Source organism: Acinetobacter terrae (assembly GCF_002135195.1).
In the GTDB taxonomy this organism is placed as follows: domain Bacteria; phylum Pseudomonadota; class Gammaproteobacteria; order Pseudomonadales; family Moraxellaceae; genus Acinetobacter; species Acinetobacter terrae.
The window spans coordinates 218,325-241,357 of record NZ_NEGF01000005.1 but is presented as its reverse complement, the minus strand read 5'-3'; the positions used below and the strand labels follow the sequence as shown (position 1 = coordinate 241,357).

Below are 23,033 nucleotides of genomic sequence, written 5' to 3'. Positions count from 1 at the left end.
AAATATATCTGTTAATAACTCTTTTGACCAAAGCTAGGCATACACCCAGTGTAAATAAGACCATAGCGAGTAATCATAAACAGTTGTGCTGGCGACAATAGCAAGAGTGAACCACCTGATCCCTTCCCGAACTCAGAAGTGAAACCTCTTTGCGCTGATGGTAGTGTGGGGTTACCCATGTGAGAGTAAGTCATCGCCAGCTCATTATTCCGAAAATCCCCCTCCGCTATAAAGCAGAGGGGGTTTTTTATGCATAAAAAAGAAAGCAAAAAAGAAGGCTGCCGTAATAAGATCAAAGATGAAGAGAAACTCGAATCCTGTTTTTATTCCAGCTGCCGTCGGGCATGTTTAAAGGCCGTTCTGAGGCCTTCTTCCAGGGTGGGATGGTAGAACGGTTTATCCAATATCTCATCCAGGGTTAAGCCTCCGGAGATCATCCAGCATAATAGATGTGCCATATGTTCGGCAGATGCCGAGAGTGATCTAATTTAGGTGCAGTGTATAAACTAAATGATACATATTAAATTTATGCAAAATTTTCAAATGGTTATAGTTATTCAGCCGAACAATTAATTATTTAATCTTTACTATGAAAGTATCTATAAAAATCCTACAGATACTTTTAATTTAATGTCTTATATCACTTCGCTACATCCTGTACACCCTTTGTTTCAAAATGCAGTTTTGGATTTTATTGATAGAAAAGTCCTTGTATAACTAATAAGTGAGCTAAATATTGAATAACATAAAGGAAAAAATCATGACAAATGAAAATAAATTAGACGACTTAAAAAACAAAGCATCTGATTTAAGTGAAAACCTAAAGCTCAAAGCTAAAGAAGTACAATTTCAAGGTGAAAAAACAGTTGATGATTTAAAACATAAAGCTTCTGAAATTAAGCTTGAAAGTGAAAAGGCGCTTCATAATTTACACAAGGAAACTGAGGCTAAATATACTGAAGCTAAAGTGTCATTTAATCAAAAAATGGATGATGTAAAAACTGAATCTTCAGAGACAGAAAATAAGGTGCACGATAAATTAGAGCACTTAAAAACGGAAGTCAGCCATAAATTTGAGGAAGCAAAATTAAAAGCGACTGAATTTAAGCAAGAAGCCTCAGTTAAATTTGATGAACTAAAAGCGCAGGCAAGTACTAAATTGGATGAGTTAAAGAAAACTGCGACAGATAAACTTAACAAATTTAAAAAAGACGACCAAGGTTGATTTGGTTGAGTTTTGATCAAATATTCCAGTTAAATTAAAGAGCTTTAGCTGGAATAATCAGAAGTAAAAATAAAGATTTTTTGAAAAATAAAAAAGTTATTGGGTTATTTTATCTTTAATTTCCTGATCAGTATTGAGCCATTCAATTTTCCTCACACGATCGTTCACAATGGTGATGGTATACATCATATTTTCTATTTCGTATTTATAGTCCATTGCTAAATCAAGATTTTTACCTTCTTTGAATTCACGTGTAATCATTGAACTTGGCGACAACTTCAGACGATTTTGCATATCTGTAAAAGTATCACCCAAACTGATTAATTGTCCTTCCGGGGTATGTATAGAAGAAGTTTCATTTGCTGCGTGGGCAAATGACATAGCAGTCAATAAAATGCATGGAAGTAATTGTTTTAGCAAAATATAATCCCCGAAAATAATTGTTATGATAAAAATAATAATGTGCAGCTAATATAAAGAACAAAATAAAGATATGTCTGCATAATAATTGTTACGAAAATAATCGTTATTTAGATAGGTAAACCAAAAAGTAAATTTTTGAACTTTTTCGAATCTATCCGCTTTTAAGTTCGTGCGAGTCGATGATTTAATAAAAGTATACTTATAGATGGATTAGTAAAAAGAATGCAATATCATCTTTAAAATAAAGAGTTAAGCACTAAAACCTACTGATTAGGTCGGATTTTTAGCAACATTCATAAAGCAAGCTAGAACTTTACTTAACCTTCGCCTCATTTAAAGCTAAACTATCATATTCAGCTGTATGTTCGTACTTGGAGTAAACTTATGTCGTGGCTTTCTTCGCTTAAATCTGTTTTTTCACCCGCGCAGGAGGTGAAGGAGGAAGAAATCCAGAATGTGCTACAAGGCTATATATTGCCAAATTCAAACAATGCTCTGAAAGACCGGATTACCCAAGTGAATGTCGAGGGGCGAGTATTACAAATAACCATTAATACTTATCCTGAGGAAGCGGATCATTTGCAAAAAATCCATGATGATCTGGCTGATGCCTTAGAAAAATGTGGTATCCAAGAACTCAATATGCATGTGATTCAGCAAAAACATGCACAAGATGAAAGCTGTTCCAATCATGATCATGGAAAAGAAGGACATAGCTGTTCAAGCAAACCTCAGGGTGAAAATGCAACGCCTCAAGCCCAAAAACTTCCGCCTGTAGTGGATGCCTCAGGCAAAACAGCTCAAGCTGAAACAAAAAATGAGGAAGATCCAAATAATCCACCGATTCAAAAACCAGCACCGCAACAAAGAGATGTCCCTAAGCATCCACGTATTAAAAATGTGATCTTGGTTTCATCGGGTAAAGGTGGTGTGGGTAAATCGACCACTACTGTGAACCTTGCATTAGCATTGCAAAAATTAGGTTTAAAAGTCGGTGTTTTAGATGCTGATATCTATGGTCCAAGTATTCCAACCATGTTGGGTAATGCAGGGCGTACTCCGATGATTGAAGCGGAAAATTTTGTTCCAATCGATGCGTATGGTATGGCGGTTCTATCGATTGGACATTTAACGGGCGATAACAATACCCCTGTGGCTTGGCGTGGTCCGAAAGCCACAGGTGCATTGATGCAGTTGTTTAACCAAACCTTGTGGCCAGACCTGGATGTTCTGATGATTGATATGCCTCCAGGGACAGGGGATATTCAATTGACGCTTGCGCAGCGTATTCCTGTGACTGGTGCTGTGATTGTTACTACTCCGCAAAATGTAGCACTTTTAGATGCAACAAAAGGAATAGAACTGTTTAATAAAGTTCAAATTCCTGTCATGGGTGTCGTGGAAAACATGTCGACGCATATTTGTTCGAACTGTGGTTATGAAGAGCAGATTTTCGGTACCGGTGGTGGTGACAAGTTATCTGAACAATACAATATTCCTTTACTGGGTCGTTTACCTTTAAATGTTCAAATTCGTGAAAATGCCGATGCAGGCAAACCTTCTGTACTTGTAGGTGATGATGCGGCTGAAAGCTATATGTCTATTGCACAAAAAATTGCAGATCAATTACCGAAAGTAGAGAAGCCGCAAAATAGAATTTTCTAATCGCTGATTGAATAGTCATATTTAAAAAGTCCCGCTTCAGTGGGGCTTTTTTATTGAGTAGGATTGTGTTTTTTGAAGTACAAAAAAGTAATAGGATAAAGCTGTTCAAAAGCAGGATTGATACTTCAATAATGCTTAATAAAAATATCAAAACTGCGTTGTGGAAGAGTATTAATCGCAGAGCAAAAACAAGTTGGCTCCGTCAGGAAAAATATCATAAAGCAAATTTTATAATCAAAGGTAATTGGAATAATGCGTCTAGTGATATTCTGATATTTAAAGGTATGATGATTATTTGATATTATTTCATATATCGACGACGGTTATAATGTTGAATAATATTCCAGCGCCAAAACAGCCGCGTAATGACAAATAATATCACGGCAAAAATTAAAGCTTCCAACAATAAACCGGATAATAGAATTTTCGCCAAACTCAAATCGATATGTCCATTTCCAAAGTGTGTAATCCAGTGACTGATCTGATGCAGAACACCCAGTATCATATCTTGATCAATCATATTCACTTGAAACACCTTCGCACCCAACCAAAAACCAATATATAAAATGGGAACAAGCGTGAAGGGATTCGTTAGCCACGCGAGACATAAACTCACCGGTAAATTGACCTCAAAGAGTAGTACGGTCAAAACAATCAAAATACTATGAAAAGGCAAAGGCAACATGCCCCAAAACGTACCAATAAAAATGGCTTTTGAAATAGACTTTCTGTTCACATACCACAGCAAAGGATTTAAGGTGCGTTGACCAAAAATCTTCATCAGTTTCGTCTCTGCGACTTTATGAGGAGAGGGAAGCCATGATTGAAAGAATTGTTTTGCCATAAAAGTAGGATGCTTAAGGAATGATACATTGTGCCTGAATTGATCACTAAGTGACAGTTCAGGCATGAGAGAATGTGTTGATTAAGGCTGGAAAAATAGGACTATTGAAATTTTTTCTAACAAATGACTATCAAGTTATATGTTGTTTAATTTATTAAATAATTGAAATTTATACATTTATTTGGTTGTTCTGAAGGCTCTAGAAAAGATGTAAAATTCCGTATTTGCTAAGTACAATAAACTGATTTACTCTTCGCGCACTCTATAGAGAGGTCGCATATGATTTCATGGCTGTTCATCGGTTTAGTGGTCACTATTTTATTGACACCGGGCCCAACAAATACATTGCTTGCATCTTCTGGTATACAGGTAGGTGTGCGCAAATCATTACGACTTATCCCCGCAGAATCAATTGGTTATTTAATTTCAATTACTGTTTGGGGAATCATTATTGGTACAGTTTCAAGTCGATTTCCTATTCTCCCGATATTTCTGAAGTTATTAAGCGCGCTGTATATTATTTTTCTCGCGATTAAACTTTGGAAAACGGCAGATATCGAAGCCAGCTATAATCTGCCGACCATTCGTGCACGTGAATTGTTTTGTGCAACCTTATTAAACCCTAAAGCATTACTCTTTGCTTCTGCTATCTTTCCAAGTTCAGCGTGGTTAACACTGAATAATTATTTAGTTCATATTGGCATGTTTCTCATTTTAATTGTGCCAATTGCTTTGTTTTGGACTTTTATTGGTTCTATCTTGGCCTCGAATAAAGTACGTTGGCTGAATCAATCTAACTTACAAAAAACCGCTTCTTTAGTTTTGGTCAGTTTCTCTATTCCTCTGGGTTATTCTGCTCTTTTAAGTCTTTAAGATGAGGCGATGAAAATACGCATTTTGTAAAAAATGACATCATCGCCTCATCATCATTTCCATTGCAGCCAATTTCAGTTAAAGTACAGCGCAATAATTGATTTAACTATTTTTGGGTATAGAAATAATGGCAATTAAGTCTGATCGTTGGATTCGTGAAATGAGCGAAAATCACGGCATGATTGAACCGTATGCAGAAAACCAAGTGCGTTATGATGAAACAGGTGAAAAACTCATTTCATATGGCGTTTCAAGCTATGGTTATGATGTTCGTTGTGCGCGTGAATTTAAAGTATTTACCAATGTCCATTCAGTAATTGTCGATCCCAAAAACTTTGATGATAAAAGCTTTATCGATATTGAATCGGATGTATGTATTATTCCGCCAAATTCATTTGCCTTAGCACGTACAGTAGAATATTTCCGTATTCCACGTAATGTATTGACCGTATGTTTAGGTAAATCTACCTATGCACGTTGCGGTATTATTGTGAATGTGACTCCGCTTGAGCCTGAGTGGGAAGGTCACGTGACTTTGGAATTTTCAAATACAACCAACTTGCCTGCTCGTATTTATGCGGGTGAAGGTGTAGCTCAAATGTTGTTCTTTGAATCAGATGAAGTATGTGAAACATCATATAAAGACCGTGGTGGTAAATACCAAGGTCAGACTGGCGTGACACTACCGAAAGCATAAATGCTATAAATAATTGAATAAGCGGATCATTGTGGTCCGCTTATTTTTTGTGGGATTCATTCATCGGAAACTGGGTTCATTCGCCCAGTTTTTTTTGCAATTGGGTAAATATTCAGCATAATAAAAAGTTGTACAAACTTGGTAAGAACATTGTTGTAATGACAAATAAATAAAAGAGATATACCAAGCTTAGGATGAACTAAAAAATAATGATGCGGAGCATCTGATAAAAAGGAAGGTCGTGATGACTCAAAGTTGGAATAATGCAAGATTTAAAAAATCTTGTTTGGCGAGTTTAATCGCAGTTTTACTTAGCCCGTCAGTTTATGCACTTGAATCTTTATCAGATGACCATCTTGCTGAAACAACAGGTGAGGGGATTGGTTTAAGCCTTGAAAATTTCAAAATGGTTTTTCAAGGAGCGAACGACCGTTCAACAGCGTTAAATGATATTTCAAGAAGTATTTATGATACTTCGACAGGGTCGAGTTATGCGCGAGGCGTAGCGAATCCTTGGCAGCTTGATACAGGTCTTATTCGCATTATTCCCACGGGTGAAAACTACCAACAACTATATGATACAGCGTTCGAAAAAAATTATTCTGTAGCCTACAATAGTACCTATCAAAATACAGTCACTACAAATGCAACAACGTATACAACGATTCAAAATAGCGTAAATAACGATCCAGTTTTATATACTTCTAAATATAATGAATTTTATTCAAGCAAATATACAATTTATGAAAAAGCAGAAATAGATAGATATTGGGACAGAAGTAAACCTTTTAATGAGTATCAAGCTTACTATAACTCTATTATTTGGCGTGGTGCTGCAGAAGCTGAACGTCGAACAATAGAAAAGATCAAAGCTGAAAAACCCGTTATTACTGATGCAACAGCTAAAGTTGTCACAGATACTAGAACATGGATCACTGCCGAGGCAATTAGGCAAGCTCAGTTGTCTCAGAAAGATCCAATTGCTGAAGGGATTAAAGCTGGAAATGCTTCGGCTGTTTCATTAACAGCGGCACAAATCAGTAATAAAAGAACCAAAGCAGATGTGTTTATTTATGGTTTAGCTTTATCCAAGAGTGATGGTTCATTAAATACGCGTTACAGTAATCAGGGTTTTAATTGGGGTTCGACGGTTAACCCATGGCTATTCCGCGCAGGTACGGAAAAAGTAAGACAATTCAGTGCTACAGAAAAAGACCTTGGATATATTGCTCTGGAGGCACCATTGGCTACTGTGGCAGCCAATGAAGCAGACAATAATATTAAACTGGGTTTCTGGACGGATATTTTTGCACGCAGTTTTAGCTCATCTAATTCTGTCGATCCAATTACAGGAGCACCTAATGTACCAGGTGATCTTTTGGTATCAGAGCGTTTAAGACTGCAATTTGTTGCTAATGGTTTAAGTCTCAATGGCTCTCAATTCCGCCTGTTTCAAACCTTCACTTCTCCGACGAAGGATTATAGTCAAACTTTGGGTTTAGCTAGTGTTATTCGAATCAATACCAATGATACGCCCGAAAATTTAACCACTGCTTCTACGAATCTAGACAGCAAGGGAATTCGTATCAGTACCGCAGCCAAGAATGATCAATCGGATGGCACTGCCTCAACACCAGCGCTGAATTCGTCTGCCGCACCGACCTTCCACGAATTGGAAGGTATGTATATTTATAGCCCAAATATTAACTTGGTCTTGGGCACCATGGATCAGCCATTTATTGTTGCCTCAGATGGTAATAACATTATTTTGGAAGTGACGCGTATTCCAAACGTGCCTGAAATTTATAATAAAATTTATCAAAACTATGGCAGTGGATTAGGCACAATGGCCTTAAAAGGCTCAACCTGTAATGTGTATCAATGTGGTGAGGCGATTAAAAACGTATCTACTGATGCTTCTGCACTTTATCAAGGACGTACAGCAACCCACAGCAGTATAGCCATTGGCAGTACAGAACGTATTCCGGGCACCAATCTGTTGCGTGCCAAGCAAGACAATAACTCAACCGGGATTATGTTTAAAAATGCCAATGGGGATATTAAAAATTATGGATCTGCCGTCATTGATGGTGTTCTGATTCAACACCTTAAAATTAAAACAACAGGTTTGTAAGGGAGTACAGCAATGCTAAAGCAAATGACACTTTTTGCACTGTTAAGTGCGGCACTTACAGCCCATGCGGGTCTTGAAGCTATGAGTCCACAAGAGCTTAAAGATACAGTGGGTCAAGGGGGCGCTGACTTGAGTTGGACTTTATCGTTAAACCATCTTTATGCCACAGATATGACGAAAAATTCGATTTCGATACTCGATGCTAATGGTAAGCCAACCTCAGTTTTTTATTCACTCGATCCAACGGTATGTGGCACAGAAAAGCAACTTTGTCGTTTAGCTATTGCACCGAATAATCATGTAGATGCTTTGGGTAATAAAAGATGGCTAGTTTTCAAAGGCATTCAAGGCACCTTGCAAATTGATCAATTTTCTATTGATGCTGTAACAGTTGGCAACAGTCGTAACGAAGCACAAACCGCGATGCAAGTGACTTTTTATGACAATAAACCGTTAAAAATACGTAACTTGGGTTTTAGTACGGTCGGTGTTGAAACCGGTACAGGCACAGGGGCCAATGAAGGCTATGCCAATACATCTACCTATAGCACCTATACAGCCAAGACCATTCAAGATGATGGCACTATTACTGATATTGTGACGAATGTTCCAACATTTGATAGAAATACAGAGAAAGGCTTCCTGGGACTGAATATGCATGGCAACTTACATATGTCGGGTAATTTAAAAATATTTAGCTATAACTGTACTGGCGGTGTAAACATCCGTTGCTAGAGGCTTCAGTACATAATAAGGATATGAATATGATAAAAACGACAATGAAGTTAAATGTGCTGACGGTATGTATATGTCTTGCACAGCAAGGATATGCATTAGAGCAAATTGACGAGCAAGAACTGAGCAGTGTGACGGGGCAAGATGGCATCGTGATCACGCATGAAGTGTCGCGTGTCAAAATTGAGCAAGCAAATTGGTATGATCCAAATCCAGCAGCAAATGTACAAATGGGTTTAGGGTTACATAACGTGCAGATTGATGGTGTGAATAATAAGCCTATTGTCAGCCAGCTTGAATTTGATGTAGGTGGAACATCTAGCGGCGCAGGGATTCGTCTTGCTGCAAGTGTAGCTCCATTTACAGCAACAGCAGATTTAATGCTGGTTAAAAACACCTGCACTACCAATCCATGTCAGCAAGCAGTGACTAGTTTACGTACCCCGGGGGTTAAATCTAATCAAAGTTTAGGTACACTTGGAATCAGTACATCTACACCACTGAATTTTGTTTTGCAAACAACAGGTGGATTATTTAATAAGTATGCGAAAGCAAGTATCGATTTTCAATTACAAAATGCCACTATTAGTCATAAATTAGGCCTTAATAGCCTTATTTTGAATGATTTTAATTTTAATTTTGCCGGTGACGGTTATATGTATATCGACCAAGACGAAGGGCTTGTATTAAGTACATATAATGAAAATCAAAATCACTATGTTGATCTAAAACGCGTTACCGATACGACAGATGTTGTTGCTGGGCGTACTGATGCAACGAATCCAGGGGTAAATATCGATTTACGTTATAACACCCCGAGCAATGAACGTAAAAATATTATGCGCTTAGGTGCTTCCGGTGCAGTAACGAATGCCAAATTGGCTGTGAATGGTAACCAAACTAAGGTTGCTAATTTTGAAGTCAATAACAAGGTCAATGGCGTATTAACGAAAGAGACTAAAACAGCACCAGGCTATAATGGTGCGGGCAATGACCCTGGACTTGTTGGCTCCGGTGGTTTGCATTTAAGTTTAGCGGCGGATTTCACCAATGCATCTGATACTAATCTTCCTGCGACGATGTCAGCAACAACGCTTGAAATTGGGCATACGGGTAAAGGCAGTCATGCTATTGAATTTTCAAATTTAAGACAGCTTACCACTCGGGCCGCAGATGGCACCTTACATAAGAAAAATGCATATATCGACTTTGGTGACATTTATATTAATACGGTAACAACGAAAACCCTTGATTTCATTATTAATGAAAATATTCAAAAAACGCTTGTTGTTACCAGTCCAATACTGAAACAAACTTTAACCACCGCAGCTAATCCTAAAGATGTTGTTTTAATTGCTATTCGTGGTATGGATTTCCAATCCATTGCAGCAAAAGCGCGCATTATTTCAGACAATTCGTTGCAAAAACTGAATGGTAATGGGGGGACGTGGGGGATTGGTATTCCCATTTATAACTTGAATGCCAATGTCGCATTGTCTGCTGGTACCTATGGGACAGCCAACAAGAGCGGAATTGCTTACAATGTTATGGCATCTACAGAGGGCTATGGCATAGATTCAAAAACAGGTTTACCCAGTACCACGTCTATTATATTAATTGATGGTCAAAATGGGGTTCATAGTGAACCTGTTAATTATTATGCTGGTTTTCGAAATATAGATGCTTTTTTTCAATCTGATGGCGTTATTGGTTATGAAAATGAAGGGATTTATATTCGTGCCGACAAGTTATTAATTGCTGCAAAAGCGGAACTTGCGATTGGCCAATTACCTGGTTCAAAATATAACTGTGCATCAGGTACTTACGCTAAATGTGGCACCTATGTGCCACATGATAATTTTTCGAAGCGTGACGATGTAATCACTAATATCGCTTTTAAGCTTGATGGCAGTGGAGAGTTGTTAATTATTCCAGGCATAGACCCAACAACTGAGAATCCGGATAGTAATTTCTTAGCCTTCGATGCAAAATTTAAATTTAGACCATTAAGCACAGCTGAGGTCGCTGACGTCGCAAACTTAGGTAGTTATTTCAGTCTTACCAATGAAGATATTGATGTAGATGGTAAATTAAAGACTTCAGGGATTCATTTTAACCGTATTGAAGGAGATCTTGCGATGAAAGCGAAAGTTCGTGTGAGTGCAGATACCGTAACCTTTGATAACCAAGTTAAATTAAATGCTGGCAATAACATCGCAACACCATTTAGAACCAATTTTGCCATGTCGACCAATGGCAATATGCAGAATATCGCATCAATCGCACTGACGGGTGGCATGATTCGTAGCACTTTGGGCATTACACCACGTTAAAATCAGGAAGATATAATAATGAAAAAGAAATTATTAAGTGGTTTAATTTTTGCTGCATTGAATCTAAGCCATTATAGTCATGCAATGATCGTATTAGATGACAGCGAATTGTCGAAAGTTGATGGGCAGGCGTTATTAAATTTAGAAAATAGTTCAGATACTTCTCAAGGCTTAAATTTCCATAAGTTAAGTATTGCAGCATTGATGGAACTGAACGTCAATATTAAATCTCTGCAGCTAGGGTGTGGGGGCACTAACAACAGCATTAAAGTAGGCTGTGATATTGATATTTCCAACATCTCCTTAAGTGGGTTGAATACTGGTACCGATGCAAATGGTAGCCCTACATTTAGTGGTGATGGCCGTGCTGCTACGAGTGCCTCAATCACCAACCCTTTTATTGAATTTGCAATCAAAGGAAATACTGCTGCGACACGTGAAGTTGCCGGCTTCCGTCTAGGTGCACAAAATATTATGGGTCTCCTGACCTTAGGGACTGAAAACGGACAAAATCCAAGTGATGGTATTCAAAGTTTTACCGGCTATATGAAGATGGCGCAAACGGCAGGCGAATCAAAAACTAAAGCCACCAAATTTGGGTTGGCCGAAAATGAAAAAATTTCAGGTAATTTAAAGGCATTAGGGCAAACACGTGAATTTACCAGTAAGCCGATTACAAATGGTCAGCAGACAGAAGGTCATACCGGTATTACCGTACCATCGATGCGCGTAGAGTTTGTCATGCCAGAAACCATTGTGACCGGTTCGCGTATGAAATCGGCAACGGTATCGGGTATTCGTTCAAGTATTGCGAGTATTCCTTTGGCAGCACCGACTGCCACGATGCCTGCAAATGTCATTGGTAACCCGAACTTTACCAATGACCAACTTTTTGTAACCTTTGATCCCTTGATTAGTCTTTTGGGCCTGAATGTAGGTGAACATTCTTTTTTCAAAATGGATACCGGCTCTTCACTTGATAACTTGAACATGGACATTACTTTTGTTCAGGCACTGAGCATGATTCATAATATTCCATTGAACGGTACTGGTGGATATTTGTCTTTACAGAATCAGAACGTGAAATGGCAGGGTACAGATGCAGCCGATATAGCGCGCCCAGGTTGGTGGATGTCATTTAAAGACCCCATTCAATTGGGCTATTTGCAAACACAAGATGAAGTTGATATTTCTTACGTACTGCCGCAAGTTGCTACAGCAATATCAGACTTTTTATTAAGACCTGAAAACTTGATCAATGTGAGTTTGACTGAGGCTTTGGGAACAATTGCCGATGTTCCTGTAGTTAAAAAATTGAACATTAATGTGGGTGGTTTTACCAGCTATGACACTGGTCGACCTGCAAGCTTAACATTGCAGGATAAAATATTGAAAAACCAGACAGTTCCTACAAACTGCTTTGGTGGGCATAAATTCTGTTAATTTCTTTGTCTCATAAAAAATCCCGCCTAAGCGGGATTTTTTATATCAAATCAAAATTATTTTGCGAATTTCGCAAGTAACTCTTCTTTCGAAATATTCACAGATTCTGCATCAGTACGACCTTTATATTCAAAGGTGCCTGCATCCAAACCTTTCTCACCAATCACGATACGATGTGGAATACCGGTTAATTCAAGGTCAGAGAATTTTACCCCTGGACGTTCATTACGATCATCTAAAATAACGTCATAACCCGCAGCTTGAAGTTCAGCATATAGCTCTTCTGCCGCAACTAAAGCACGTGGTGATTTATGCGCGTTCATTGGCACAATTGCAACGTCAAAAGGTGCAATGGCAGCAGGCCAGATAATACCTTTATCATCGAAGTTTTGTTCAATGGCTGATGCAACAACACGTGTTACTCCAATACCGTAACAACCCATCGTTACAACCTGTGGTTTACCATCTTCACCCAGAACTTTACAGTCTAAAGCTTCAGAGTATTTTTTACCGAGTTGGAAAATATGACCGACTTCAATACCACGTTTAATAAGGATAGTACCTTTGCCATCTGGTGATGGATCGCCTTCAACCACATTACGCAAGTCATAAACCTCAGTGAATTTCGCATCACGTTCCCAGTTTACGCCAGTTGCGTGTTTATCTGCTTCGTTAGCACCCGCAACAAAATCAGACAATACAGAAGCTGCACGATCCACAATTACAGTTAAGCCTTTCTCAACTAAACCTTGAGGACCAATGAAACCTGTAGTTAAACCGAGTGCAGAAATTTGTTCTTCGGTTGCAAAAGTTAAAGGCGCAGCAATAGCAGCATGTTTTTCCGCTTTAATTTCATTGAGTTCATGGTCGCCGCGAAGGAATAATGCAACGACTGGAACATGGCCATTTTCGTCTGCGATACCTTGAACCAATAAGGCTTTTACTGAATCTTTGGTTTCAGTTTTAAGGAACGCAGATACGTCAGCAATAGTTTTTTGATTTGGTGTATCTACAAGTTTTAATTCTTGCGTTGCAGCTGCACGTTCACCAACAAGTACTGCTTCAGCCATTTCAACGTTGGCTGCATAGTCAGATTCGGTTGAGAAGGCGATATCATCTTCACCGCTTGAAGCCAGTACGTGGAATTCGTGTGAGCCTGAACCACCAATTGAGCCAGTATCCGCCTGAACTGGACGGAAGTCTAAACCTAAACGAGTAAAGATACGGCAATAGGTATCGTACATCACGTCATAGGTTTCTTGTAATGATGCTTGATCTATATGGAAAGAATAAGCATCTTTCATGATGAATTCACGTGAACGCATTACCCCAAAACGTGGACGAATTTCATCACGGAATTTGGTTTGAATTTGGTAGAAATTGATTGGAAGTTGTTTGTAACTTTTCAATTCGTTACGTGCAAGATCGGTAATCACTTCTTCGTGGGTAGGTCCAAGCACAAAATCGTTGTTATGACGATCTTTGAAACGTAGCAGTTCAGGACCATATTGCACAAAGCGACCTGATTCTTCCCATAAACTTGAAGGTTGAGTCACCGGCATGAACACTTCAAGTGAGCCCGCACGGTTCATTTCTTCACGTACAATCGCTTCAACTTTATTTAGCACACGTACGCCCATCGGCAACCAAGTGTATAAACCCGAAGCCAATTTACGAATCATACCCGCACGTAACATGAGCTGATGTGAAATGACTTCAGCATCGTTTGGGGTTTCTCTTAACGTAGCAAATAAAAAGCGACTCGCGCGCATGGAAGCTGTCCTAAAAATTAAGCCTTGAAAGCCAAGATTATACAATAAAAAATGAGGTGAACATTTCTGAATGTCACCTCATTGTGATGTCATAAATTATGCCATGATTTTTCGTATTTGGCGCGTCATAAAATTCTTAAAGTCATCTAAGTAAGTAAAGATCACCGGTACCACCACTAAGGTTAATAGGGTAGAGGTAATTACACCGCCAATCACGGCATGTGCCATAGGCGCACTTTGTTCACCGCCTTCACCTAAGCCTAATGCCAGGGGAATCATGCCCATCACCATGGCACTGGTGGTCATTAAAATAGGACGTAAGCGGGTTTTACCTGCAGCAATAATGGCATCGTAACGGTCTTCACCTCGATCCATAGCTTTCTTGATGAAGTCGATCAACAGGATGGCATTTTTAGTAACTAATCCCATCAGCATGATAATGCCAATAATGGAAAATAGGTTCATGGTTGAATTAAACAGGAACAATGCAAGAAAGACCCCAATCAGTGAAAGGGGTAGGGAAGCCATAATGGCAGCGGGGTGAATAAAGCTATTGAATTGTGATCCAAGCACAATATAGATAAATACAATGGATAGGGTAATTGCAGTCATGGCATAACCTGCAGATTCAGCCATATCTTTATTTGCGCCTTGGGTGACGAAACTATAACCCGGTGGCAAATCAAAGTTATCTTGAATCTTTTTAAGATCTTGGCCAATATCACCCGCAGGACGACCGGCAGTATTGGCTTTAACCAATACTTCACGGGCTAAATCGCGACGGTTAATTTGTGATGCACCCATACTTTCTTTAAATGATGCGACACTTGCCAGTGGGACTAAAATAGGCTGACCGGAAGCATCGGTTTTTTGTGAACTTAAATAAAGATTTTCGATGTCACTCGGCAAGCTGCGTTTATTTTCGGTCAGGCGAAGATTGACATCATATGTTTCACCTTTTTCATCTTGCCAAGTCGTCACATCATCACCCGCAAGCAATGGGCGAACGACATTGGCAATTTGATTGACTGAAAGACCTAAATCACTCGCCAGTAAGCGATTAATATGAACAGCTAAGGTCGGCTTTGGTTCTTTAAGCGAGCTTTCTAGATCGACAATACCATTCACTTTAGAAATTTCTGCAAGAAAACGATCCGAGATTTTTTGTAACTCATCCAGTTCGGGGCCTTTGATGGAAATAAGAACCGGTTTTTGCCCACCAGAGACGGTTTCATCGGCAGAGGCAACTGAAGTAATGGTAATGCCAGCGACGCTTTGCAAGCGTTGACGAAATTCATTGTTGAGCTGCGTCAGGGTTTTATTACGCTCTAAACGAGGAGTTACGCTGACCCGGATACTGACATGGTTTTTACCCCGATCAGTCACGCCGTTAATAATGCTGTAAGTGCTGAGTACATCCGGGTGTTGGCGAATAATATGCTCAACTTGCAATAACTTGGCTTGTGAATATTCCAACGAGGCATCCACTGGGGTTTCAAACTTAATTCGAATTTCGCTTTTATCAGGAACAGGAACAAATTCTGTACCCACCAGTTTGGATAGTCCTAATGCGCCAAAAAGTGATGCGACTGCAATCATGAGTGTAAGAATGCGGAAACGTAGCGCCAGTTTTAACAGTTTTTCGTAGTAGTGACTTAAATTATCAAGTTTGTTGGAGATCCAGTTAAAAAAGCGTTTGATTTTTCCCGGTTGCTTATTTGGATCATGCTTTTCAGCCCAGTGTGCAGAAAGCATTGGATCGAGGGTGAAGCTGACAAACATTGAAATCAGCACTGCAGCACTGACCGTTACCCCAAATTGATAGAAGAATTTACCAATAATTCCGCCCATAAAAGCAACGGGTAAGAACACCGCCACAATCGTCAACGTTGTGGCTAAAACCGCAAGCCCAATTTCTTTAGTACCATCCAATGCTGCGGTAACGTGGTCTTTGCCCATATCGGCATGGCGAACAATATTTTCCCGAACCACAATCGCATCATCAATCAAAAGACCAATACTCAAAGAAAGCGCTAATAGCGTCATCATGTTGATTGAGAAGCCGAAGGCCCAAATAAAGGTGAGCGTTCCGAGTAAGGCAATGGGAAGGGTTAAGCCGGTAATTATAGTAGAGCGTAATGAACCTAAAAAAAGCAACACAATGAGAACGGCTAAAACAGCCCCTTCAATAATCGTGCGTGCAACATCTTTAATGCTGCCGCGAATACTTTTAGAGCTATCCACCACGACTTTGGCAACGGTGCCTTGAGGTAATTGTTTTTCAATTTTCTCCATGGCTTTATAAGTTGCATCAACCACTTCAATGACATTGGAATCAGAGCTGCGCAAGATATCAATGGCAACGGCTGTTTTACCATTTAAATAGGCGCTTGATTCTAAGTCTGCTTGGCTGTCTTCAATTTTTGCCACTTGTTTTAGGAAAATAGGTGCACCATTTTTATTGGCAATAATTAAATCGCCAAATGATTGTGGGTGAAGCACCTTGGATTTGATTTCAACCACTAGTTCGGATGTTGGTTGTTTCAAAGTTCCGCCGGGAACTTCAATATTTTCACCTTTTAATGTGTTGATGACCTGATCAATCCCAATGCCGAAGCTTTGTAGTTTTTGTGGTTCGACTTCAATACGGATTTGACGTTGTGCATCACCGAGTAAATTGACAGCGCCTACGCCAGTCACAGTTTGCAATTGCGGGACAATACGTTGATCTAAATAGGAACTTAAGTCGCGTAACGGCATCGTTTCGGATTCAAAAACAATCGACATCACCGCATTGGCTGTTGGGTCATAACGCTCCACCACAGGATCCTGAATTTCATCACGAAATCCGGCTGTGACAGTAGAAATTTTATCGCGAATATCCTGTGCTGCGACGGTAGACGAAACATCCAGATTAAACTCGACAATAATGGTCGACAGCCCTTCACTTGACTGTGAAATCACCTGTTTTAAGCCTGAAATGGTGTTGATTCTTTCTTCCAATTTCTTGGTCACTTCAGATTCAATCATTTCCGGGGATGCACCAGGATAGCTGGTATAGACCACCACAAATGGAAAATCAACATCCGGGAATTCTTCAACGCTCATCCGTTGCCAAGACGCGAACCCCAACACCAGTAAACACAACATCATCATGATGGTGAAAACAGGATACTTAACACTAATTCGGGTAAACCACATAACAGCAATCCTGTGCTTATTTTTATTTTTGAGTGATTATGACTTCTTGATGAAGGTCTTGGTCATTAAATTTAATACGGCTGATTTGGTCACCGGGTTGCAGTCCTTGAACCACGGCTAAATTGTCGCGATAGCGCTGTTCTAAAATGACCAGATTTACTTTTTCGATTTTTTTCTGGCGGATCACCCATACATAAGGTTTATCTTTCAGATTCTGGATCACATCCAGCGGAATCAACTGGCCGTTAATTTGTGTAGAGGACAGAATACTGCCTTCGACAAAAGAACCAATACTGAGTGAGTTGATGGTTTCATTCGGCTTGGCAAAGAATTCAATTTGACGACTTGCAGGATCGGCAACAGGGGATATCCGGGTCAATACCGCCGTCAGTTGGGCAGGGTTCCCTTGAATGGTGTATTCAATTTTTTGACCGACTTTTAATGCTGCCTGCATGTCACTGGGTAATTTGCCTTGTATTTCTAAATGATCAGGATCCACGATTTCAAATAGGGTTTGGCCAGCCGCTACCGTTTGCCCAGATTCAACCTCACGTTTGGTGATGACACCCGAGATCGGACTCAAGATGGTTCCATCACGATCTGCTTTTTGAGCAATATTGACATTGGCCTGTTGTGCGCGCACATTTTCAAGTTGCGCTTGATAATCCACCGCTGCCTGTTCATATTCGACTTTGGAAATAAAACCTTGATCCAGTAAGCGCTTTTTTCGCTGCATCATGTTCTTTGCGAGACTGGCTTGTGCCTGAGTCGAACTAAGATTGGCTTGGGCTTGCGCAAGACGTGCAGCATTATCCTGATTATTTAAGCGAACCAAGACCTGACCTTTGGAAACGGCTTGTCCCACTTGTGCATTGACAGCCGTTGCGGTCGCAGTCACTTGAGCCTGTATGCTACTTTGATTCACTGCACGAAGTGTGCCGGTAAATGCTGTTTTAGCCACAGAAGAACCATCCTTGAATAAAACTAAATCTTGTTGAATTAATTCAATTTTATTTGTGGTTTCAACCGGCTGTTTTATTTCATTTTTTTGACAAGCACACAGCAGCAGACTCAAACAGAGGGTGCTATAGGTTAAATATTTCTTGTTGTGGCTTAATTTAGTTGTTTTTATAATACGCTGTCCAAATAGCATGCAGGCAAATCCTTTTTATTTATCGTGGCATAAATTAAGCCGTATTATAACAAATGCAATTTATTCAATAGCTTTTAAACGAGCGATGATTCTGTCGTATTCTAGCTGTGTATTTCGATAGTGCATTTGTAACGACTGAATACTTTCTTTTTTTGCTTCAATATTTTTTTGGTTGTTATCGAGGCTGTTTTTTAAAGTTGTTGGAAGGCTTTCGGCTTTACGTAAATGTTCAATTTGCTGACGTTTAAAGTAGATCCGGTCATTTTGCAGCTGTTTAAGCTGGTCTTGTTGAAAGGCAATTTGTTTTTTAACGTGCCTCAATGCATCATCGCGCTTGGTTGCCGCAATCTGACTGTTGGTATATGCCGTTTTAAGTTTTAAGTCCGCTGCATTTTGTCTTGCTTGTGCAGCACGTAGCGGTGCTTTTTTTATATCTGCTTCGGTGTTGTAGGCACGGTTACGTTGAATCACTTGCATGTTCTGGTCTAAGGCTTCATAACCATGACGAATGTGATTTGGCGTTACATTGGTACTAATATTAGCGACACCTTTACTATCATAGTAACGATACCATGTCGCTTTAGCTGGAGTCGTGGCAAAAATAGCGATCGATTGAAAAAACATCAAAACTAGAAACATGAATTTTCTAGTCATTTTTTTTTGCGCAATGAAAGCAAGTTTTTGTTTAAACTGACTTTGCATTGTAACCCCCAATTTAAAGTTGACTAAATTACTTATTTTTAAGTAATAAAAATGCTATATTAGACTCAAAATCATGAATAAAAAACCTCTCTTAGTCAAAAAAAAATCATTGGTCGACGGAAAGTGTGAAGCTGTTGTTGAAAACCTTGGAAAATGAGTCTTTGGGCAGAAAATGCGCATTGAAAACGCAAGTAAAGATATGTTAAAAATGTTTGTAACTTGTAATCAAACTTTCTACTCAAATTGTTTGTACATTCTAAAAATGGGAAGGGTCATTAAATGGACGATAAATTCCAAAATCTAAAAGTGATGGTGATTGATGATTCAAAAACCATTCGTCGTACAGCAGAGACATTACTCCAGCGTGAAGGTTGTGAAGTCGTAACCGCAGTAGATGGTTTTGAAGCATTGGCAAAAATTGCTGAAGCAAATCCAGATATCGTGTTTGTCGATATTATGATGCCGCGTCTGGATGGTTATCAAACTTGTGCCTTAATTAAAAACTCTCAAAATTATCAAAATATCCCGGTCATTATGCTGTCAAGTAAAGATGGTCTATTTGATCAGGCCAAAGGTCGTGTTGTCGGTTCAGATGAATATTTAACTAAACCTTTTAGTAAAGATGAATTGTTAAACGCAATCCGTAATCACGTAACAGCATAAGTTTATTTTTTGGGGAAAAGAAAGCATGTCACGTATCCTTATTGTTGATGATTCACCAACAGAAACATTTCGTTTTAAAGAGATTTTAACTAAACACGGCTTCGATGTTATTGAAGCAGCGAATGGAGCTGATGGTGTCACAATGGCACAAGCAGAGTTGCCGGATCTTGTGTTAATGGATGTGGTGATGCCTGGGGTAAATGGTTTCCAAGCAACACGTCAAATTGCACGTGGCGCTACGACAAAACACATTCCGATTGTGATTGTCAGCACCAAAGATCAAGCAACTGACCGAGTTTGGGGGAAACGTCAAGGGGCAAGTGATTATTTAACAAAACCTGTAGACGAAAAACAATTAATTGATGTGATTAAACAACACCTCAATGCAGGATAAGCTCTATGGCAGCTAATGGATTTATCGAATTACTTCGGCTTGCTAAACGTGGTAACAAAAACTACGTTTCAACTGAAAATGAAGTAAACCGATGGTCAGGCATTGCTTTTGAGATGATGGGGCAATACTTTGTTGCCCCCTTAGGTGAAGTATCTGAAGTGATTTATCCACCTAAATATACGCCGGTTCCGAATACTCAATCATGGGTGATGGGGCTGGCTAATATTCGGGGGCGGTTACTTTCAGTGGCTGATTTGGCTCAATATGTTTCCGGGCATCGAAGTCAGTTTTCACCCACTCAAAAAGTACTGTGTATTAGTCATAATGACCATTATGTCGGTTTGGTTGTAGATCAAGTTTTGGGGATTCAACACTTTAATAAGAAAAGTTTCTTTTCTAAACACAGTGAATTAGACAGCAATTTACAAGAATATTGTCAGGGATATTTTTATCAACATAATCAACACTGGCATGTTTTCTTATTTAGTCGTTTATTGCAAAACCCAAAATACATGAATGCATCTATAAAATTTATAAACTAATAGTCGCGCGCTGAAGAATGATGGCGAAAGTCGGGGAGAGGCTGGATGGGCTTTAAACTTAAAAAGAAAAATACAAGTGAAGGCAGCAACCGTAAGGTTGGTAATGCTTTATTGGCAAAGATTCAATCACAAACTGATCAATTATCACGTGTATTTGGTGACAGTGAGAAGTCCAAACCCTTAATTTTGGGCGCAGCATTCTGTCTGGTCGTCGCACTATTCCTATTGCTGTACTTATTCTATAGCGTGCCGCGTAACAATGAATTAACCCGTAGTGTGGGTGATTTACGTCTTTTATCACAGACGATTTCTCGTCAGGCAACCGAAGCAACAGCTTCAGGGACCAAAGAATCAATTGAGAAGTTAATAGAATCTCAAAAAGGTTTTACGGAAAACCTTGAAACAGTGAAGGATATTCATCCGCATACTCTAGCGTTGGATGAAGTTGAAAAGCAATGGAAAATGGTATCAGACGGTATTGATTTAATTTCCTCTCAACAAAAAATGATTAACCAGCTTTATGATACCAATATTGCCATTGGTGAAACGATTCCTGGGATTCAGGCTGAATATAACTTGATGGTTGACCAAATGGCCCGTCAAGATATGCCAAGTAACCAGGTGGTGATTGCGAAAAACCAGGTATTCATTGCAGAACGTATTCTTCGTTCAATCAGCTCGGTATTAACGGGTAGTGATAACTCTCGTGAGTCAGCAGATGACTTTAGTGCGGATACTGAAACATTTGGTTCTTATCTTGAAGCACAGTTGAATGGTAGTGCCGAACTTGGTGTGGAGCGTATTGCTGATCCAGCATTACGTGAGTCTCTAGAAGGCATTAAAGCGGAATATGATGATGTATTAAAATCAGCGTCCGCAACGATTCTTAAAAACTCGACTCAAATTGTAAAAGTACGTCAAGCCTCATCTTCAATTTTTGCGCAATCAGATGAATTGTTGGCCAACCTGAATAAGTTATCTGTCGGGTCAAGTTTGTCTATTGCTATTCCTGCACTATTTTTAATCTTGTGTTTAGTTGGTTTCTTGGTTTGTGTATTCAGATTACTGGGTTTACGTGGTCAGACAGATAAACAGCGTGTAGCCAGCCTACAAGAAGAGTATGACCGTAACCAGAATGCGATTTTACGTTTACTGGACGAGATTGCTGACTTGGCAGACGGTGACTTACGTTCATACGCGACAGTATCGGAAGACTTTACCGGTGCGATTGCCGACTCGATTAACTTCGCGATTGACCAATTACGTGACCTGGTATCGCGTATTACCGAAACTTCTCAAGAAGTTGCGCAATATACTGCGAACACGCAGGGCATTACCAACCAGCTTGCTGAAGCATCTGAACATCAGGCGCAAGAAATTGCCGGGGCATCTGCCGCAATTAACGAAATGGCAATGTCGATTGACCAGGTATCTTCGAATGCAACAGAATCTGCGGTCGTTGCGGAGCGTTCAGTAAAAATTGCTGCCAATGGTGCTGACGTTGTACACCGTTCAATTGAAGGTATGGACACGATTCGTGAACAGATTCAGGAAACCTCGAAACGTATTAAACGTCTGGGTGAATCTTCGCAAGAAATTGGTAACATCGTTGCCTTGATTAACGATATTGCCGACCAGACCAACATCTTGGCATTAAACGCTGCAATTCAGGCGTCGATGGCAGGTGAAGCCGGTCGTGGTTTCGCCGTGGTAGCCGATGAGGTACAGCGTCTTGCTGAACGTTCAGCATCTGCAACCAAACAGATTGAAGGCTTGGTAAAAACCATTCAGACGGATACCAACGAAGCTGTAATCTCGATGGAACAAACCACTTCCGAGGTTGTACGTGGTGCGAACTTGTCTAAAGATGCAGGTGTTGCACTGGATGAAATTCAAAACGTATCTACTAACTTGGCGAAATTGATTGCCAACATTTCGGATGCTGCAAAACTACAGTCTGCTTCTGCAGGTCATATTGCAACAACGATGAATGTTGTACAGGAAATTACTTCACAAACCACAACAGCAACGTTTGATACCGCACGTTCAGTATCTGAATTGGCAAATATGGCCGAATCGTTACGTGAATCTGTAACTGACTTTAAATTACCTGACTAAGGTAATACGAAAGCTTTGGGATGATGTGCCTTACTTTAGGGTAAGGCACATCAATAAATCACAGATAAAGCATCGACAAGATGAACTTAACCTCAAAGTTAGGTCTCGCGTGATGG

18 protein-coding genes, 1 rRNA gene and 1 pseudogene are annotated in these 23,033 nt (G+C 39.6%); 13 read left to right on the top strand and 7 right to left on the bottom strand.

Annotated features, from left to right (window positions below):
* Positions 1-87: 87 nt before the first annotated feature.
* Positions 88-202: ribosomal RNA gene (gene rrf / locus B9T23_RS08135) — 5S ribosomal RNA — on the top strand.
* Between the two features lie 121 nt (positions 203-323).
* On the opposite strand, the pseudogene B9T23_RS16590 reads toward rrf, so the two are convergent.
* Positions 324-470: pseudogene (locus tag B9T23_RS16590) on the bottom strand (dihydrolipoyl dehydrogenase); the annotation flags it as partial.
* A gap of 290 nt (positions 471-760) precedes the next feature.
* On the opposite strand from B9T23_RS16590, the gene B9T23_RS08130 reads away from it, so the two are divergent.
* Entirely contained in the window at positions 761-1,225 is a 465-nt protein-coding gene (locus B9T23_RS08130; RefSeq protein WP_086193735.1) for a hypothetical protein, read from the top strand.
* 96 nt (positions 1,226-1,321) lie between these two features.
* On the opposite strand, the gene B9T23_RS08125 is transcribed toward B9T23_RS08130, so the two are convergent.
* The gene (locus B9T23_RS08125) at positions 1,322-1,645 is read right to left on the bottom strand and encodes a hypothetical protein (protein ID WP_143222512.1); all 324 of its coding nucleotides are present in this window, start codon (positions 1,643-1,645) and stop codon (positions 1,322-1,324) included.
* A 387-nt stretch (positions 1,646-2,032) separates the two neighbouring features.
* On the opposite strand from B9T23_RS08125, the gene apbC reads away from it, so the two are divergent.
* Positions 2,033-3,313, top strand: coding sequence for an iron-sulfur cluster carrier protein ApbC (gene apbC / locus B9T23_RS08120; RefSeq protein ID WP_086193733.1), 1,281 nt, complete (start codon positions 2,033-2,035; stop codon positions 3,311-3,313).
* 301 nt (positions 3,314-3,614) lie between these two features.
* Here apbC and B9T23_RS08110 read toward each other — a convergent pair whose 3' ends face one another.
* A complete protein-coding gene (locus B9T23_RS08110) occupies positions 3,615-4,157 on the bottom strand; it encodes a DUF2062 domain-containing protein (RefSeq protein WP_086193731.1) in 543 nt (180 codons plus the stop codon).
* Positions 4,158-4,436: 279 nt separating this feature from the next.
* Here B9T23_RS08110 and B9T23_RS08105 point away from each other — a divergent pair, with 279 nt between their 5' ends.
* The 6 genes from B9T23_RS08105 (at position 4,437) to B9T23_RS08080 (ending at position 12,372) form a co-directional block, all read left to right on the top strand.
* Entirely contained in the window at positions 4,437-5,030 is a 594-nt protein-coding gene (locus tag B9T23_RS08105; protein WP_067723802.1) for a LysE family translocator, read from the top strand.
* 127 nt (positions 5,031-5,157) lie between these two features.
* Entirely contained in the window at positions 5,158-5,727 is a 570-nt protein-coding gene (gene dcd / locus B9T23_RS08100; protein ID WP_067723803.1) for a dCTP deaminase, read from the top strand.
* 244 nt (positions 5,728-5,971) lie between these two features.
* Positions 5,972-7,861 carry a hypothetical protein gene (locus B9T23_RS08095; protein WP_067723804.1) on the top strand — a complete coding sequence of 630 codons (1,890 nt, stop codon included), beginning with the start codon at positions 5,972-5,974 and terminating at the stop codon, positions 7,859-7,861.
* Positions 7,862-7,873: 12 nt separating this feature from the next.
* On the top strand, positions 7,874-8,596 hold the full coding sequence (locus B9T23_RS08090; RefSeq protein ID WP_067723805.1) for a hypothetical protein: 723 nt from the start codon (positions 7,874-7,876) through the stop codon (positions 8,594-8,596).
* A gap of 29 nt (positions 8,597-8,625) precedes the next feature.
* Positions 8,626-10,929, top strand: a complete 2,304-nt coding sequence (locus tag B9T23_RS08085; RefSeq protein WP_086193730.1) for a DUF6160 family protein — start codon at positions 8,626-8,628, stop codon at positions 10,927-10,929.
* Between the two features lie 18 nt (positions 10,930-10,947).
* Positions 10,948-12,372 (top strand): hypothetical protein, encoded by a 1,425-nt coding sequence (locus tag B9T23_RS08080; protein ID WP_086193729.1) that lies wholly within the window; start codon positions 10,948-10,950, stop codon positions 12,370-12,372.
* 56 nt (positions 12,373-12,428) lie between these two features.
* Here B9T23_RS08080 and B9T23_RS08075 read toward each other — a convergent pair whose 3' ends face one another.
* From B9T23_RS08075 to B9T23_RS08060, 4 genes are all read right to left on the bottom strand, one after another.
* The gene (locus B9T23_RS08075) at positions 12,429-14,144 is read right to left on the bottom strand and encodes a proline--tRNA ligase (protein ID WP_086193728.1); all 1,716 of its coding nucleotides are present in this window, start codon (positions 14,142-14,144) and stop codon (positions 12,429-12,431) included.
* A 96-nt stretch (positions 14,145-14,240) separates the two neighbouring features.
* Positions 14,241-17,345, bottom strand: coding sequence for an efflux RND transporter permease subunit (locus tag B9T23_RS08070; RefSeq protein WP_086193727.1), 3,105 nt, complete (start codon positions 17,343-17,345; stop codon positions 14,241-14,243).
* A gap of 22 nt (positions 17,346-17,367) precedes the next feature.
* A complete protein-coding gene (locus tag B9T23_RS08065; RefSeq protein ID WP_086193726.1) occupies positions 17,368-18,498 on the bottom strand; it encodes an efflux RND transporter periplasmic adaptor subunit in 1,131 nt (376 codons plus the stop codon).
* Between the two features lie 60 nt (positions 18,499-18,558).
* Positions 18,559-19,200 carry a hypothetical protein gene (locus tag B9T23_RS08060; protein ID WP_086193725.1) on the bottom strand — a complete coding sequence of 214 codons (642 nt, stop codon included), beginning with the start codon at positions 19,198-19,200 and terminating at the stop codon, positions 18,559-18,561.
* A gap of 279 nt (positions 19,201-19,479) precedes the next feature.
* On the opposite strand from B9T23_RS08060, the gene pilG reads away from it, so the two are divergent.
* Genes pilG through B9T23_RS08040 form a run of 4 tightly spaced genes read left to right on the top strand, consistent with a single transcriptional unit; the run spans position 19,480 to position 22,917 of the window.
* Positions 19,480-19,863: a twitching motility response regulator PilG gene (pilG, locus tag B9T23_RS08055; RefSeq protein WP_067723812.1), complete on the top strand. Its 384-nt coding sequence runs from the start codon at positions 19,480-19,482 to the stop codon at positions 19,861-19,863.
* A gap of 25 nt (positions 19,864-19,888) precedes the next feature.
* Entirely contained in the window at positions 19,889-20,257 is a 369-nt protein-coding gene (locus B9T23_RS08050) for a response regulator (protein WP_067723813.1), read from the top strand.
* Between the two features lie 5 nt (positions 20,258-20,262).
* Positions 20,263-20,799, top strand: coding sequence for a chemotaxis protein CheW (locus B9T23_RS08045; RefSeq protein WP_067723814.1), 537 nt, complete (start codon positions 20,263-20,265; stop codon positions 20,797-20,799).
* 45 nt (positions 20,800-20,844) lie between these two features.
* Positions 20,845-22,917, top strand: coding sequence for a methyl-accepting chemotaxis protein (locus B9T23_RS08040; protein WP_086193724.1), 2,073 nt, complete (start codon positions 20,845-20,847; stop codon positions 22,915-22,917).
* Positions 22,918-23,033 lie beyond the last annotated feature (116 nt).